At 57.8% G+C, this 14,652-nt stretch carries 16 protein-coding genes and 1 other RNA gene; 6 read left to right on the top strand and 11 right to left on the bottom strand.

The features are described 5' to 3' along the window. Position 1: 1 nt before the first annotated feature. The 3 genes from mraZ to rsmI all read right to left on the bottom strand — a co-directional run bounded on the left by mraZ (position 2) and on the right by rsmI (position 2,193). Complete coding sequence (gene mraZ, locus PspS49_RS24240; protein ID WP_007917012.1) at positions 2–457, bottom strand: division/cell wall cluster transcriptional repressor MraZ; 456 nt, start codon at positions 455–457, stop codon at positions 2–4. A gap of 403 nt (positions 458–860) precedes the next feature. Beyond that, an RNA gene (gene rnpB / locus PspS49_RS24245) (RNase P RNA component class A) lies at positions 861–1,214 on the bottom strand. A gap of 73 nt (positions 1,215–1,287) precedes the next feature. Then, the gene (rsmI, locus tag PspS49_RS24250; protein WP_134177973.1) at positions 1,288–2,193 is read right to left on the bottom strand and encodes a 16S rRNA (cytidine(1402)-2'-O)-methyltransferase; all 906 of its coding nucleotides are present in this window, start codon (positions 2,191–2,193) and stop codon (positions 1,288–1,290) included. 177 nt (positions 2,194–2,370) lie between these two features. Between rsmI and PspS49_RS24255 the strand changes: the two genes are divergently transcribed. From PspS49_RS24255 to PspS49_RS24270, 4 genes are all read left to right on the top strand, one after another. Next, a complete protein-coding gene (locus PspS49_RS24255; protein ID WP_160041774.1) occupies positions 2,371–4,182 on the top strand; it encodes a penicillin-binding protein activator in 1,812 nt (603 codons plus the stop codon). Further along, the gene (locus PspS49_RS24260; RefSeq protein ID WP_127929715.1) at positions 4,182–4,544 is read left to right on the top strand and encodes a YraN family protein; all 363 of its coding nucleotides are present in this window, start codon (positions 4,182–4,184) and stop codon (positions 4,542–4,544) included. Before PspS49_RS24255 ends, PspS49_RS24260 begins: the two co-directional genes overlap by 1 nt. Positions 4,545–4,648: 104 nt before the next feature. Next, complete coding sequence (locus PspS49_RS24265; protein ID WP_007917022.1) at positions 4,649–5,242, top strand: phosphoheptose isomerase; 594 nt, start codon at positions 4,649–4,651, stop codon at positions 5,240–5,242. Then, the gene (locus PspS49_RS24270; RefSeq protein WP_007917023.1) at positions 5,239–5,817 is read left to right on the top strand and encodes a BON domain-containing protein; all 579 of its coding nucleotides are present in this window, start codon (positions 5,239–5,241) and stop codon (positions 5,815–5,817) included. Before PspS49_RS24265 ends, PspS49_RS24270 begins: the two co-directional genes overlap by 4 nt. Before the next feature lie 51 nt (positions 5,818–5,868). Here the strand turns inward: PspS49_RS24270 and PspS49_RS24275 are convergent, their stop codons facing one another. The 7 genes from PspS49_RS24275 to rplM all read right to left on the bottom strand — a co-directional run bounded on the left by PspS49_RS24275 (position 5,869) and on the right by rplM (position 10,754). Then, positions 5,869–6,282 (bottom strand): ClpXP protease specificity-enhancing factor, encoded by a 414-nt coding sequence (locus PspS49_RS24275; RefSeq protein WP_007917024.1) that lies wholly within the window; start codon positions 6,280–6,282, stop codon positions 5,869–5,871. 16 nt (positions 6,283–6,298) lie between these two features. Beyond that, positions 6,299–6,916, bottom strand: a complete 618-nt coding sequence (locus PspS49_RS24280; protein WP_007917025.1) for a glutathione S-transferase N-terminal domain-containing protein — start codon at positions 6,914–6,916, stop codon at positions 6,299–6,301. Positions 6,917–7,062: 146 nt separating this feature from the next. Beyond that, positions 7,063–7,845 carry a cytochrome c1 gene (locus PspS49_RS24285; protein WP_008080280.1) on the bottom strand — a complete coding sequence of 261 codons (783 nt, stop codon included), beginning with the start codon at positions 7,843–7,845 and terminating at the stop codon, positions 7,063–7,065. Then, positions 7,845–9,056 (bottom strand): cytochrome bc complex cytochrome b subunit, encoded by a 1,212-nt coding sequence (locus PspS49_RS24290; protein WP_038361054.1) that lies wholly within the window; start codon positions 9,054–9,056, stop codon positions 7,845–7,847. Before PspS49_RS24290 ends, PspS49_RS24285 begins: the two co-directional genes overlap by 1 nt. Beyond that, positions 9,056–9,649 carry a ubiquinol-cytochrome c reductase iron-sulfur subunit gene (gene petA, locus PspS49_RS24295; RefSeq protein ID WP_127929717.1) on the bottom strand — a complete coding sequence of 198 codons (594 nt, stop codon included), beginning with the start codon at positions 9,647–9,649 and terminating at the stop codon, positions 9,056–9,058. Before petA ends, PspS49_RS24290 begins: the two co-directional genes overlap by 1 nt. Before the next feature lie 269 nt (positions 9,650–9,918). Next, entirely contained in the window at positions 9,919–10,311 is a 393-nt protein-coding gene (gene rpsI / locus PspS49_RS24300) for a 30S ribosomal protein S9 (protein WP_008080273.1), read from the bottom strand. Between the two features lie 14 nt (positions 10,312–10,325). After that, positions 10,326–10,754 carry a 50S ribosomal protein L13 gene (rplM, locus tag PspS49_RS24305; RefSeq protein ID WP_007917032.1) on the bottom strand — a complete coding sequence of 143 codons (429 nt, stop codon included), beginning with the start codon at positions 10,752–10,754 and terminating at the stop codon, positions 10,326–10,328. Positions 10,755–10,999: 245 nt separating this feature from the next. Between rplM and PspS49_RS24310 the strand changes: the two genes are divergently transcribed. Continuing rightward, positions 11,000–12,040 (top strand): NADP(H)-dependent aldo-keto reductase, encoded by a 1,041-nt coding sequence (locus PspS49_RS24310; RefSeq protein ID WP_127929718.1) that lies wholly within the window; start codon positions 11,000–11,002, stop codon positions 12,038–12,040. A gap of 156 nt (positions 12,041–12,196) precedes the next feature. On the opposite strand, the gene PspS49_RS24315 is transcribed toward PspS49_RS24310, so the two are convergent. Then, positions 12,197–13,333: an acyl-CoA dehydrogenase family protein gene (locus PspS49_RS24315; RefSeq protein ID WP_150774934.1), complete on the bottom strand. Its 1,137-nt coding sequence runs from the start codon at positions 13,331–13,333 to the stop codon at positions 12,197–12,199. A 250-nt stretch (positions 13,334–13,583) separates the two neighbouring features. Here PspS49_RS24315 and PspS49_RS24320 point away from each other — a divergent pair, with 250 nt between their 5' ends. Continuing rightward, positions 13,584–14,480 carry a GlxA family transcriptional regulator gene (locus PspS49_RS24320; RefSeq protein ID WP_174245138.1) on the top strand — a complete coding sequence of 299 codons (897 nt, stop codon included), beginning with the start codon at positions 13,584–13,586 and terminating at the stop codon, positions 14,478–14,480. The last annotated feature ends 172 nt before the right edge of the window (positions 14,481–14,652 follow it).

Here is a 14,652-nt window from a genome sequence, read left to right on the forward strand (position 1 = left end):
GTCACAGGATCAAATCACGCAGTTCATCAGGCATCGCGCCCGGTTGTTGAATAGCAGCAAGGTCAGCGGCAGATACCGCGTTCCATGCATCCTCGTCCCACAATTGGAACTTGTTCAGTTGGCCCACCAGCATTGCGCGCTTATCGAGCTTGGCGTATTCGCGCAGACGCGGTGGAACCAGAAAACGACCACTGCCATCGAGCTCGAGGTCGACGGCATTACCAATCAGCAAACGTTGCAGGCGACGGTTCTCTTCGCGAAGCGAGGGAAGCGCGCGCAACTTGGTTTCAATAATTTCCCACTCGTCGAGCGGATAGACACACAGACACGGATCAACGGCATCAATGGTCACGATCAATTGGCCGGAACTGCGCGAATCGAGCTCGTCACGGTACCGGCTCGGCATGGCGAGACGGCCCTTTGCGTCGAGACTGATAGCGTTAGCTCCGCGAAACACGTCTGCGTTTCTCCAATTTTTATCGTTTTGAGCTCAAAAAACCCACTTCATGCCACTTTCCGCCACTTGCGCACACTATAGGAATGCGCCCACCACACCGTCAAGGCGCGGATTAAAGGAAAACCCTTACAGAACGGAGATTTAGGAGCTTAAAAGGAGGAGTAACGACAATCTGGCGGAGAGTTTCGACCCATAACTTGATGCAGCACTGACAGCTGCGCTCGAAAGTTAAAGTAATTTGTTAAGAGTAAGATTTTTTCGGTATTACAAAAGCGCTTCTGCTGTTGATTGAAGCGAGGTGGGAAATGGCTATTACTGGCATTTGCCGCTGCCGAACTTTCAGAGCAGGCCTGCTGATATTACACAGCCCTGTTGCCAATGATTCAAGCAGGGAAAGAAAAAGGTGGAGAGTCGATCTGTAAGCCGGGTTCTGTCTTGAACAGTCATTCGTCTACGATGGCCATCACTGGACATCTTTAGCAACCTACCCGGTCCCAGCGCGGGCCACGCCTTGGGACCCTATTTGGTCTTGCTCCAAGTGGGGTTTACCTAGCCACGAACTGTTGCCAGACGTGCGGTGCGCTCTTACCGCACCTTTTCACCCTTACCGGCGCCGAAGCGCTTAGGCGGTTATTTTCTGTGGCACTTTCCGTAGGCTCACGCCTCCCAGGCATTACCTGGCACTTCGCCCTATGGAGCCCGGACTTTCCTCCCCCCCCTAATTTTCATAGAGGGCAGCGACTGTCCGATCGACTCTCCGCCGCGAAGGTTAACGGCAGAGCGCCTGAAGAACAAGCGCTAAAAGCCTCAAGACCGTTATGGGCGACGGCTTACACGCCTTTCTGTTTATCCAGCGCGACCTGATACAACACGTTTTTACGCTCACCGGTGATCTGCGCTGCCAACGCGGCGGCACGCTTGAGCGGCATTTCTTCGAGGAGCAGATCGAGGATGCGCATCGCTTCGCTGCTGACTGCGTCTTCGGACTCCGGCGCAGTCCAGCCAGCGACCAGCACCACACATTCGCCGCGCTGCTGATTGCTGTCGGATTCGACGAACGCGCGCAACTCAGCCAGCGGCAGACCTTTTAGCGTCTCAAAGGTTTTGGTGATTTCCCGGGCGAGCAATGCCTGACGCTCACCGCCGAACACTGCTTCCATATCCTGCAGGCATTCAAGAATGCGGTGCGGTGCTTCATAGAAGATCAGCGTACGCGACTCTTCTTTAACCGCTTCCAGTCGCGCTTTGCGTCCGACCGATTTGGCCGGCAGAAAACCTTCGAAGATGAAACGGTCAGACGGCAGACCGGCCGCCGACAACGCCGCGATAAGCGCACAGGCGCCGGGCACCGGGACTACATTGATTCCGGCCGCACGGGCCTGACGCACGAGGTGATAACCCGGATCGGAAATCAGTGGCGTACCGGCATCGGAAATCAGCGCGACGTTATCGCCCGCCAGCAGACGGGTAATAAAGCGGCTACCTTCATCTCGTTCATTGTGTTCGTGACACGCGGCCAACGGCGTGCCAATCCCGAAGTGCTGCATCAGGCGCGCCGAGTGGCGGGTGTCTTCAGCAGCGATCAAGGCGACTTCACGGAGGATCTTCAATGCCCGGGCGCTGATGTCGTCCAGGTTGCCGATGGGCGTCGCCACCACATAAAGCGAGCCAGCAGCGGAATTCAGGGAACCTGGAGCAGTCAAAGCGCACACCTCGTGATCGGTAAAAGCGGCCATTGTAGCGCGTCACGAGGCTTGCGATGCGCTCAAGCCGAGCCCGGTTTTGCACGCAGTTGTGCGCCGCCGCAACATTTACTCCAGCTAAATTGTCCGATTCACGCCAGTAACATCGCGCCCCGGCCAGTGCTTGGGTACAATTCGACGCTAATTTGATCGAGTATCAGGAACACTTACATGATCGCTTGCCTGCGGCTGTTCACTGCCCTCTGCCTCGCTGCCTTGTTGGCGGCTTGCGCCAGCTCCCCTTCCTCCAGCCTTGGCGAACTTCCACGGACCCCGGATGCCAGCATCGAGCAATTGCTCGAACAGGCTAGCCAGGCGAAAACCCCGGAAAAAGCCGCCCTGCTGCGCCTCAGCGCTGCGGACCTGGCTTATCGTCAGGGCAACGCCGGACAGTCCGCGCAAATCCTGCAACAAGTGCCGATGGAGCAACTCAAGCCCGGCCAGCAGATTTTCGCCAGCACCTTGAATGCCGAGCTGGCCATGACCCGCAATCAGCCGAAAGCCGCGCTGACTGCCCTGAGCCATCCAAGCCTGCAACATTTGGGCGAGATGCCTGAAGAGCAGCAAGTGCGCACCGGCACCGTACACGCCCGCGCCCTTGAAGCCGATGGCCAGACTTTGGCTGCCGCCCGCGAGCGCGTGTTTATCGCGCCGATGCTGCAAGGCGAAGCCGCGAGCAAGAACCACGAAGCGATCTGGACCCTGATCGGCTCGCTGCCAACCGACCAACTGCAACCGAACAGCACCGACGATCTCGGCGGCTGGATGGGCCTGGCCATGGCGGTAAAATCCGCTGGCACCCTGGAACAGCAGCAAGCCGCGATCGACACCTGGCGCGCGCAGAATCCAAAGCACCCGGCCGCAATCAACCTGCCGCTACCGCTGACCAAACTCAAGGAACTGGCCAGCCAGCCGCTGAGCAAAATCGCCCTGCTGCTGCCGCAAGATGGCCAACTGGCAGCGGTCGGTAAAGCACTGCGCGAAGGCTTCATGGCTGCCCACTACCAAGCCCAACAGGCCGGGCAAAAGCCGCCGGCGATCGAGTTCTACGACAGCTCGAAACTGACTTCGATGGACGAGTTCTACCGCAAGGCTCAGGCTGACGGCGTGCAACTGGTCGTCGGGCCGCTGGAAAAACCACTGGTCAAACAGCTGAGCACCCGTCCGCAACTGCCGATCACCACCCTCGCGCTGAATTACAGCGAAGGCGATCAAGGCCCGGCGCAACTGTTCCAGTTCGGTCTGGCCGCTGAAGACGAAGCCCGCGAAGTCTCGCGTCGTGCCCGTGCCGACGGCCTGCACCGCGCCGCCATCATGGTGCCGAAAGGCGAATGGGGCGACCGCGTACTGCGCGCGTTCAGCCAGGACTGGCAGGCTAACGGCGGCAGCATCGTAGCGACCGAACGCGTTGATCAGCCGGTGCAACTGGCTCAGCAGATTGCCGACATGTTCCAGCTGCGTCAGAGCGAAGCCCGCGCCAAGAGCCTGCAGAACGCCGCCGGCACCAACGTAGCCGCGCAGCCTTCGCGCCGTCAGGACATCGAATTCATCTTCCTTGCTGCCACGCCGCAACAGGCACAGCAGATCAAGCCGACCCTGAACTTCCAGTATGCCGGTGACGTTCCGGTTTACGCGACCTCGCACGTTTACAGCGCCAGCGGCGACATCAACCAGTACAACGACATGAACGGCATTCGCTTCTGCGAAACCCCGTGGCTGCTAGACAGCAGCGACCCACTGCGCCAGCAAGTGGTTGCGCAGTGGCCGCAAGCCGCCGGCAGCCTCGGCCGTCTGTACGCCATGGGCGTGGACGCCTATCGTCTGGCACCGCGCCTGGGCCAGCTCAAAGCACTGCCGGACAGCCGTATCGACGGTGAGTCGGGCAGCCTCGGCATGACCCAGACCCAACGCGTTATGCGTCAGTTGCCTTGGGCGCAGTTCGTCAGCGGTCAGGTGCAGCGCCTGCCGGACACCCCGCGCTGATGCCCGACAGGTCACGCTCGCAAAGCGGCAAGGATGCCGAGCGCCAGGCGCTCGAGCATCTGCAACAACAAGGTCTGCGCCTGCTGGCGCAGAACTGGTTTTGTAAACGCGGCGAGCTTGATCTGGTCATGCTTGATGGCGATACAGTAGTATTCGTTGAAGTTCGCTACAGAAAAAACACTCAATGGGGTGGCGCGCTCGCTAGCATCGATGAGCGCAAGCAGCAGAAACTGATTTTCGCTGCGCAGTATTTTCTTCAGCGCGAGTCGCGTTGGGCCAATTCCCCCTGCCGCTTCGACGTGGTGGCCATCGACAGCCATCCGGATCAGCTGAACTGGTTGCAGAATGCTTTCGACAGTTGATCGTCGGCGTTGCGACCCGGACAATTCCACCGACAAATTTTGCTCTTTGCTTTGCGGGCTGCACATTCATGTGCCGGACAGCCGCGCTACTTAAGGTCACACAGATGGACATGCAATCCCGAATTCGCCAGCTTTTCCAGGCCAGTATCGACACCAAGCAACAGGCGATGGACGTACTTGCACCGCACATCGAGCAAGCCAGCCAGATCATGGTCAACGCCCTGCTCAACGAAGGCAAAATGCTTTCGTGCGGCAATGGCGGCTCGGCCGGCGATGCCCAGCACTTCTCTTCGGAGCTGCTCAACCGCTTCGAGCGCGAGCGCCCGAGCCTGCCGGCGATCGCCCTGACCACCGACACCTCGACGATCACCTCGATCGCCAACGACTACAGCTACAACGAAGTATTCTCCAAACAGATCCGTGCGCTCGGTCAGCCAGGCGATGTCTTGCTGGCGATTTCGACCAGCGGCAACTCGGCGAACATTATTCAAGCGATCCAGGCCGCACATGATCGCGAAATGATTGTCGTAGCTATGACCGGACGCGATGGCGGCGGCATGGCGTCGCTGCTGCTGCCCGAGGACGTCGAGATTCGCGTACCGGCCAACGTCACCGCACGTATTCAAGAAGTCCACTTGCTGGCGATCCATTGCCTTTGCGATCTGATCGACAGCCAACTGTTCGGGAGTGAAGAATGACCCCTAATCGCCTTGGCCTTCTGGCCTTGACCCTGTGCCTCGGCATCAGCGGCTGCACCTCGGTGGTAAACGCCAGCCGTGAAGCACCGATCGACGACGATCGTGGCACCCGCACCTTCGGCAGCAAGATCGACGACTCGTTGATTGAAACCAAAGTGGGCGTGAACGTGGCCAAAGCCGACCCGGCCCTGGACAACGATTCGCACATCGTCGTCACCAGCTTCAACGGTGTCGTACTGCTGGCCGGCCAGACACCTCGCGCAGACCTGAAAGCCAAAGCCGAACAGGCAGCAGCGGCGGTCCAACGGGTAAAAACCGTTCATAACGAACTGCAAGTCATACCGCCGTCCGGCTTCCTTGCGCGCCAGAACGACACCTGGCTGACCTCCAAGATCAAGACCCAGATGCTCACTGACGCCAGCATCCCTGGCTCGCGCATCAAGGTCGTGACCGAGAACGGTATCGTCTACCTGCTGGGCCTGCTGACCAAACAGGAAGCCACCCAGGCAACCAATCTGGTGCAGGGTGTTTCCGGCGTGCAGAAAATCGTCAAGCTGTTCGAATACATCGACTGACAGCCGAAACGCGCACACAAAAAAGGCGATCCATCCGGATCGCCTTTTTTATTACTTCACCACTTTCAAACTAGGCCGGCCGCTAGGGCGCGGCGGCTCGCTGTCCGGTGGCGGCAAGTCGTCATCCGACTCGATCTCTTCTTCGTCATCCATCGGCGACTCGAGATCGAACACCATGCCTTGACCGTTCTCCCGGGCGTAGATCCCCAGGATCGCGCTGATCGGTACGTACAAGCTGTGCGGGACACCACCGAAGCGACCTTCGAAGGTCACCACGTCGTTGTCCATGTGCAGATGACGCACGGCACTCGGAGAAATGTTCAGGACAATCTGCCCGTCACTGGCGAAACCCTGCGGCACTTGCACTGCCGGGTACTCGGAATTGACCAGCATGTGCGGGGTGCAATCGTTATCAACAATCCACTCATAGAGCGCGCGGACCAGATAAGGTCGACTGGAGTTCATAGCGGCTCCTTAAGCCTTAGCGCATATCGCGTTCGACACCAGACAGACTCGCCTGGAAAGCCTCACGCGCAAACGAGCGCTCCATATAATCAAGCAGCGGCTTGGCTGGCCGCGGCAGTTCAATACCCAGAATCGGCAAACGCCAGAGTATTGGCAATAGGCAGCAATCCACCAGACTTTGTTCCTCACTGAGGAAAAATGGCTTGTCGGCAAACAGCGGCGACACGCCGGTCAGGCTTTCGCGCAATTCCTTGCGCGCCACGACTCGCGCAGCTTCCTTGGACTTGGGATCCAGAATCAGATCCACCAGACCACACCAGTCGCGCTGAATGCGGTGAATCAGCAAACGGCTGTTGGCACGCGCCACCGGGTAAACCGGCATCAACGGCGGGTGCGGGTAACGCTCATCCAGATATTCCATCACCACGGTCGACTCCCACAACGCCAGGTCACGATCGACCAGCGTCGGCAGACTGCCGTAAGGGTTTACCTCAATCAGTTTAGGCGGCTGACGACCAGCTTCCACATAAATGATCTCGGCGCTGACACCCTTCTCTGCAAGCACAATGCGCACTCGGTGGGAATAGTGGTCGGCGGGGTCGGAGTAACAGGCCAACCGATTGGTCACGCCCATGGCGATCCTCCTCGCTTGTTGAATTTGTCGGAACCGGAAAAACGCGCGCGCCCAGAGGGCGCCTCCCACAACACCTGGCGAGCCAGATCTTGCGTTACCGGAGGCGCCCTTGGGCGCGCGCGATTAACAGCAATGCTTGAAGCGTATCAGTGCACGTCTTTCCAGTATTCACGCTTGAGCAGGTAGGCGAACACAAAGAAGAACGCCAGGTACAGCAAGACGTAAGTACCGATGCGCTGATGTTGCAGCTTAACCGGGTTAGCCGAGTAAGCCAGGAAGGTTACCAGATTCTTGACCTTCTCATCGAACTGCTCTTCGTTCAGAGCACCGGATTTCGGCACGATGGTCAGTTGATCGCACGCTTCATGGGTCAGAGGCGTGCCGGTCAACGGATCATATTGCTTCTTGCCGTCTTCGACGATCTGCACCTGTTTGCAACCCACGACCTGACGACCTTGCAGGCCGACCAGCACGTTAGGCATGCCGACGTTCGGGAAGACCTTGTTGTTCACACCCCATGGGCGTGCCGGATCTTCGTAGAACGACTTGAGGTAACCGTAGAGCCAGTCGGTGCCACGCACGCGAGCAACCAGGGTCAGATCCGGTGGTGCCGCGCCGAACCAGGTCTTGGCGTCCGCCGGCTGCATGCCGATGGTCATGTGATCACCGATCTTGGCACCGGTGAACACCAGCTTCTCCAGCATCAGTTCGTGCGGCACACCGAGGTCATCGGCGACGCGCTCATAACGCTGGAACTTGGCACTGTGGCAGCCCATGCAATAGTTGGCAAAGGTGCGCGCACCGTCCTGCAGGGCAGCTTTGTCGGAGACATCGATGTCGACTTTTTCCAGCTCCGGACCACCGTGTTCAGCAGCGAACGACAAGACAGGCAACGCAGCAAAAATCAGAGCAAAAAATAACTTTTTCATCAGCCAGTCACCCTTTCCGGAACCGGTTTGGTCTTCTCGAGCCGGGTGTAGAACGGCATCAGAATGAAGTAGGCGAAGTACAGGAAGGTGCAGACCTGCGACAACAGGGTTCGCCCCGGGGTCGGCGCAAGCACACCGAGAATACCCAGAATCACGAACGAAATGCAGAACACCACCAGCCAGATTTTGCTCATCCAGCCTTTATAGCGCATCGATTTCACCGGACTGCGATCAAGCCACGGCAGCACGAACAACACCGCAATCGCCGCCCCCATGGCGATAACGCCCATGAGCTTGTCCGGGATCGCACGCAAGATGGCGTAGAACGGTGTGAAGTACCAAACCGGCGCAATATGCTCTGGCGTCTTGAACGGGTTGGCTTGCTCGAAGTTTGGTTTTTCGAGGAAGTAGCCGCCCATTTCCGGGAAGAAGAACACAATGAAGCAGAAGATAAACAGGAACACTACAACGCCGACAATGTCTTTCACGGTGTAGTACGGGTGGAAGGCAATGCCGTCCAGCGGGATGCCGTTTTCGTCTTTGTGCTTCTTGATGTCGACGCCGTCAGGGTTGTTCGAACCGACTTCGTGCAGCGCCAGAATGTGCAGCACCACCAGACCGAGAATCACGATCGGCAGCGCGACAACGTGCAAGGCGAAGAAGCGGTTCAGGGTGATCCCGGAGATCAGGTAGTCACCACGAATCCACTGGGTCAGGTCGTTGCCGATGACCGGAATCGCACCGAACAGCGAGATGATCACCTGGGCCCCCCAGTAAGACATCTGACCCCACGGCAGCAGATAACCCATGAACGCTTCGGCCATCAGCGCCAGATAAATCAGCATGCCGAAGACCCAGACCAGCTCGCGCGGTTTCTGGTACGAACCGTAGAGCAAGCCACGGAACATGTGCAGATAAACCACGATGAAGAACGCCGAAGCGCCAGTCGAGTGCAGCAGACGCAGGATCGAGCCGTACTCGACGTCGCGCATGATGTACTCAACGGAAGCGAACGCTTCTTCCGCCGACGGCGTGTAACTCATCGTCAGCCAGACACCGGTGACGATCTGATTGACCAGAACCAGCAGCGCCAAAGAGCCGAAGAAATAGAAGAAGTTGAAGTTTTTTGGAGCGTAATACTTGCTGAGATGGTCTTCCCACATTTTTGTCGCAGGAAAGCGCGCATCAACCCAATCCATGAACTTGCTCATCACGCTTTCTCCGGATCAGTACCAATGATGATCAGGTCATCGGTCTCATAGGAATGCGGCGGAACTGGCAGGTTCAAAGGCGCAGGTTGCGACTTGTAGACGCGGCCAGCCAGATCGTAATGGGAGCCGTGGCAAGGGCAGAAATAGCCACCGACCCAGTCTTTGCCCAGATCCGCAGGTGCCACTTCGGGACGGAAAGTTGGTGAGCAACCCAGGTGAGTGCAGATCCCGATCAGCAGCAGAATTTCCGGCTTGATCGAACGCACTTCAGGGTCGACATAGGTAGGTTGCGTGGAGTTTTTGGAGGTTGGATCGGAGAGCTGGCCCTCGATCTTTTTGAGATTCCCCAGGATTTCCTCGGTACGGCGGACAATGAACACCGGCTGGCCGCGCCACTCAGCAATCATCTGCTGTCCTGGCTCGATTTTGCTGACATTCACTTTCACCGGTGCACCGGCGGCTTTCGCCTTGGCACTGGGAAACCATGACCCCACGAACGGGACCGCAGCCCCCACCGCTCCTGCAGCACCCACCACGGATGTGGCTGCTACCAAGAAGCGACGCCGGCCTGCATTCACGCCGTCATTGCTCATTCAGTCCTCTCCCATCAGCTTTTGTGGCCTGTTAAATCAGGCATCTACTAAATAAATCAATGTTACTTATAAAAATTTTGCCGAATGGTAATGAAAAGCCCCAATTCTGACAAGGGAATTACCCGGAGCTCTTACCCTCAAGCCTTGCAGTATAGGGGGTCTACGGAAGTGGCAAGTTGTCGCAGCGCAATTCTTTGATAAATCACAGGCATAAAAAAACGCCCGCTTCCGTGAGGAGGCGGGCGTTCTTTTTGAACGCGGAAGCGGAATTAACGCTTCGAGTACTGCGGACGCTTACGCGCTTTACGCAGACCAACTTTCTTACGTTCAACTTCACGGGCGTCGCGAGTAACGAAGCCAGCTTTGCGCAGAGCGCCACGCAGGGTTTCGTCGTAGTCCATCAGAGCGCGAGTGATGCCGTGGCGGATTGCGCCAGCTTGACCACTTACACCACCACCGATCACGGTGACGTAGATGTCGAACTTCTCGACAGTCTCAGTCAGCTCCAGCGGCTGGCGAACTACCATGCGGGCAGTTTCACGGCCGAAGAAGTTTTCCAGCGAACGGTTGTTGATGGAGATGTTACCAGTACCCGGACGCAGGAAAACGCGTGCGGTTGCGGTCTTGCGACGGCCAGTGCCGTAATTTTGAGTCGCCGACATAATGTACTATTCCGTTAAAACTTCAGTTCTTGGGGCTGCTGAGCAGTATGTGGGTGTGCAGCGCCCGCATAGACTTTCAGCTTACGGTACATGTCGCGACCCAGTGGGTTTTTAGGCAGCATGCCTTTAACCGCGGTCTCGATCACGCGCTCAGGGGCTTTAGCGATCAGCTTTTCAAAGTTGATCGACTTGATGCCGCCCGGGAAACCGGAGTGGGAGTAGTACATTTTGTCAGTGGTTTTAGCACCGGTAACACGAATCTGCTCAGCGTTGATTACGACGATGTAGTCGCCGGTGTCAACGTGAGGAGTGTACTCAGGCTTGTGCTTGCCACGCAGACGGCTCGCGATTTCGGTGGCCAGACGACCCAGGGTCTGACCAGCAGCGTCGACGACAAACCAGTCGCGCTTTACTGTTTCCGGTTTAGCAGTAAAAGTTTTCATTCTTTATAGCCTCAGGGGCCGCCCTGTAAATTAGACGGCGGATCTTACTGAATAGTGCGTACTTTGACAAGTCAAAGGCAGCCGGATACAGACGCTTTCGGGGGCTCGGGTCGGCGCGTCCGTTCAACGGCAAGATTCTTCGGCGGCGGCGCATCACTTCCACTGCAGAAAGAGGTCGGCAATTATGCAGATTGCGAAAAATATTTCAACCTGCTTTTATGATTGTTTTGCCCAAGGAGCACCCGATGGACTATCGCCAGCTAGGCCGTACCGACCTGAACGTGAGTGCAATCTGCCTCGGCACCATGACCTGGGGCGAGCAAAACACTGAAGCTGAAGCCTTCGCCCAGATCGAACGGGCCAAGGAAGCCGGGATCAATTTCATCGACACCGCCGAGATGTACCCGGTGCCGCCGAAAGCCGAAACCTACGCTACCACCGAGCGCTATATCGGCAATTACTTCAAAAGTCGCGGCGACCGCGCCGACTGGATCCTCGCCAGCAAGATCGCCGGCCCCGGCAACACCATCGACTACATCCGCGACAAAAACCTGCGCCACAACCGCCAGCACATCACCGCAGCGGTGGATGCCAGCCTCGAGCGCCTGCGGACCGACTACATCGATCTATACCAATTGCACTGGCCGGAACGCAGCACCAACTTTTTCGGACAGCTGGGCTACAAGCACAAGATCGAAGCGAACCTGACCCCACTGGAAGATACCCTCGAAGCGCTCGACGAACAGGTGAAGGCCGGCAAGATCCGCCACATCGGTCTGTCCAACGAAACGCCGTGGGGCACCATGCGTTTTCTCGCCTTGGCCGAAGCCCGTGGCTGGCCGCGCGCGGTGTCGATCCAGAACCCGTACAACCTGCTTAACCGCAGTTTTGAAGTGGGTCTGGCGGAAATCGCCATCCGCGAACAATGCGGCCTGCTGGCCTATTCGCCGCTGGCGTTTGGTTTCCTGTCGGGTAAATACGAAGGTGGCGCTCGTCCGCCGAAAGGTCGTCTGAGTCTCTACAGTCGCTTCAGCCGCTATTTCAATGCGCAGTCGGAAGCAGCATGCAGCCGCTATGTGGCGCTGGCCCGTGAACACGGTCTGGATCCAGCGCAAATGGCGTTGGCGTTCGTGACGCAGCAGCCGTTTGTCACCAGCAATATCATTGGTGCGACCACGCTTGAACAACTGGACAGCAACATTGCCAGCTTCGATCTGAAGCTCTCGGATGAAGTGCTGGAAGGGATCGAGGCGATTCACAAGGATCACCCGAACCCAGCGCCTTGATTGAACGCTAAAAGCTTCGCGAGCAGGCTCGCTCCCACAGGTACGGTGATCCCCTGTGGGAGCGAGCCTGCTCGCGAAGAGGCCGATCAGATCACCACCAAAGCGGAACGCGGAGCGTCCCCGGCGGCATTCCCACGCAGAGCGTGGGAACGATCATCAAAGCGACCGCGCAATGATCTCCTTCATGATTTCATTGGTACCGGCGTAAATCCGCTGCACCCGCGCATCCGCCCACGCCCGGGCCACCGGGTATTCCCACATGAAGCCGTAGCCGCCATGCAATTGCACGCATTCGTCGAGCACCTTGCATTGCAGGTCGGTGCCCCAATACTTGGCCATCGCCGCTGTCGGCACATCCAGCTTGCCTTGCAGGTGCAACTCCAGACACTTGTCGACGAACACTCGGCCGATCTGGATTTCCGTGGCCATCTCGGCCAGCTTGAAGCGCGTGTTCTGGAAGTCGGCAATCGCCTTGCCGAACGCTTTGCGATTACGGGTGTAATCGAGCGTCCACTGCAACGCTGCTTCGGCTGAGGCGAGGCCACCGATCGCCACGGTCAGACGCTCCTGCGGCAACTCCTGCATCAGATAAGCAAACCCTGCCCCAGCCTGCCCGAGCAGGTTTTCCTTGGGCACGCGCACATCCTGGAAGAACAACTCGGAGGTGTCCTGCGCCTTCATGCCGACCTTCTCCAGGCGCTTGCCCTTGTCGAAGCCCGGCGTATTCGCTTCCACCAGAAACAGGCTGGTGCCCTTGGCGCCGGCCTTTGGATCGGTCTTGGCGACCACGATCACCAAGTCCGCGAGAAAACCGTTGGTAATGAAGGTTTTCGAGCCGTTGATCACATATTCGTCACCGTCCAGCACGGCGGTGGTCTTCACGCCTTGCAGGTCGGAACCGGCACCCGGCTCGGTCATGGCGATGGCCGTGACCATCTCGCCCGAAACCAGTTTCGGCAGGTATTTGTGCTTCAGCGCTTCGCTGCCGTAATGCAGGATGTACGGCGCGACAATGTCCGAGTGCAGCGAAAAGCCGATCCCGGTCAAACCCAATCTACCGACCTCTTCGATCACCACGGCACTGTAGAGAAAATCTGCCCCCAGCCCGCCGTACTCTTCCGGCAGGTGCGAGCAGAGCATTCCCGCCTCGCCTGCCTTGTTCCAGAGTTTGCGGTCGATATAGCCTTGTTTCTCCCATTGCGCATGAAACGGCACGGCCTCTTTTTCGAGGAAGGTTCGTACGCTGTCGCGAAACAATTCGTGCTCGGAGCTGAACAAGGTTCTGGGGATCATGCGGCACCTTTCTTTCTTGTTGGAGGGAGATGACCTTCAGAGACTAAGCCTCCCCTCCGACACAGGACACTGGACACATCCGACAAAAAATAAGACGATCCAGCCGTCTGGTGACCACTTTCCCTTATAAAAACAAAACAAAAGTTGAATTATGTCCAAGCAAGTCTCCACGCCCTTGCGGCGCGTCAGCATCCTGGCAATCGACCGGGTTTTCGCTTCCACTCTCATGCAAGCCAAGGATTTCTTCCATCTGGCCAGCCTGCGTTATGGCAAACAACTGGGCCACGGCCTGACTCCGGCGTTCGAAACACGCCTGGTCAGCCCCGACGGCAAACCGGTGAACAGCTTCAGTGACGTCGTGATGCCGGTCGACGGCGGCCTGGAAAACGCCGATGTCATTATCCTCCCGGCGTTCTGGGACGATTTCGACACACTGTGCGGCCGTTATCCACAAGTCCTGCCGTGGCTGCGCGAACAGCACTCACGCGGCGCCGTGTTGTGCGGCGAAGCCACCGGGGTGTTCTGGCTGGCCGAGGCCGGCCTGCTCAACGGCAAGGAGGCGACCACCTATTGGCGTTTCTTCAATGCCTTTGCCGAGCGTTTTCCGAAGGTCTATCTGAATCAGGACAAGCACCTGACCGATGCCGACAACTTGTATTGCGCCGGCGGCACCACGTCAGCCTGCGACCTTTACATCTACTTGATCGAACGCTTCTGCGGAGCCAACGTCGCGCAAGCCGTGGCCCGCGACATCCTTTACGAAGTGCAGCGCAGCTATTCGCCGGGACGCATCGGGTTCGGTGGGCAGAAACTGCATCAGGACGTGATCATTCTGCAGATCCAGCACTGGCTCGAAGAGCATTTCGCCGACAAGTTCCGCTTCGAAGACGTCGCTCGCGAGCATGGCATGAGCATCCGCAACTTCATGCGGCGCTTCCAGACGGCCACCGGTGACAAGCCACTGCATTACTTGCAACGCCTGCGTATCGAGACGGCGAAAGGCTTGTTGTCCGGCAGCCGCAAAAGCATCAAGACCATCAGTTATGAGGTCGGTTACGACGATGCGAGCTTCTTTGCGCGGTTGTTCCGCCAGCATACGGAGCTGTCGCCGAATCAGTATCGGCAGCAGTTTCAGCAGGCTGCGTAGCCCTCTGCCCATACCAAACCCATGTAGGAGTGAGCCTGCTCGCGATTGCGTCCGTCCATGCAGCATTTATGTGACTGATCCACCGCTATCGCGAGCAGGCTCACTCCTACAGGGTATTGCGGTGAATTCTGGACATAAAAAAGGGCCTGCAGTTGCAGGCCCTTTTTTGTTT

Origin of the sequence: Pseudomonas sp. S49 (genome assembly GCF_009866785.1) — a bacterium.
Lineage (GTDB): Bacteria > Pseudomonadota > Gammaproteobacteria > Pseudomonadales > Pseudomonadaceae > Aquipseudomonas.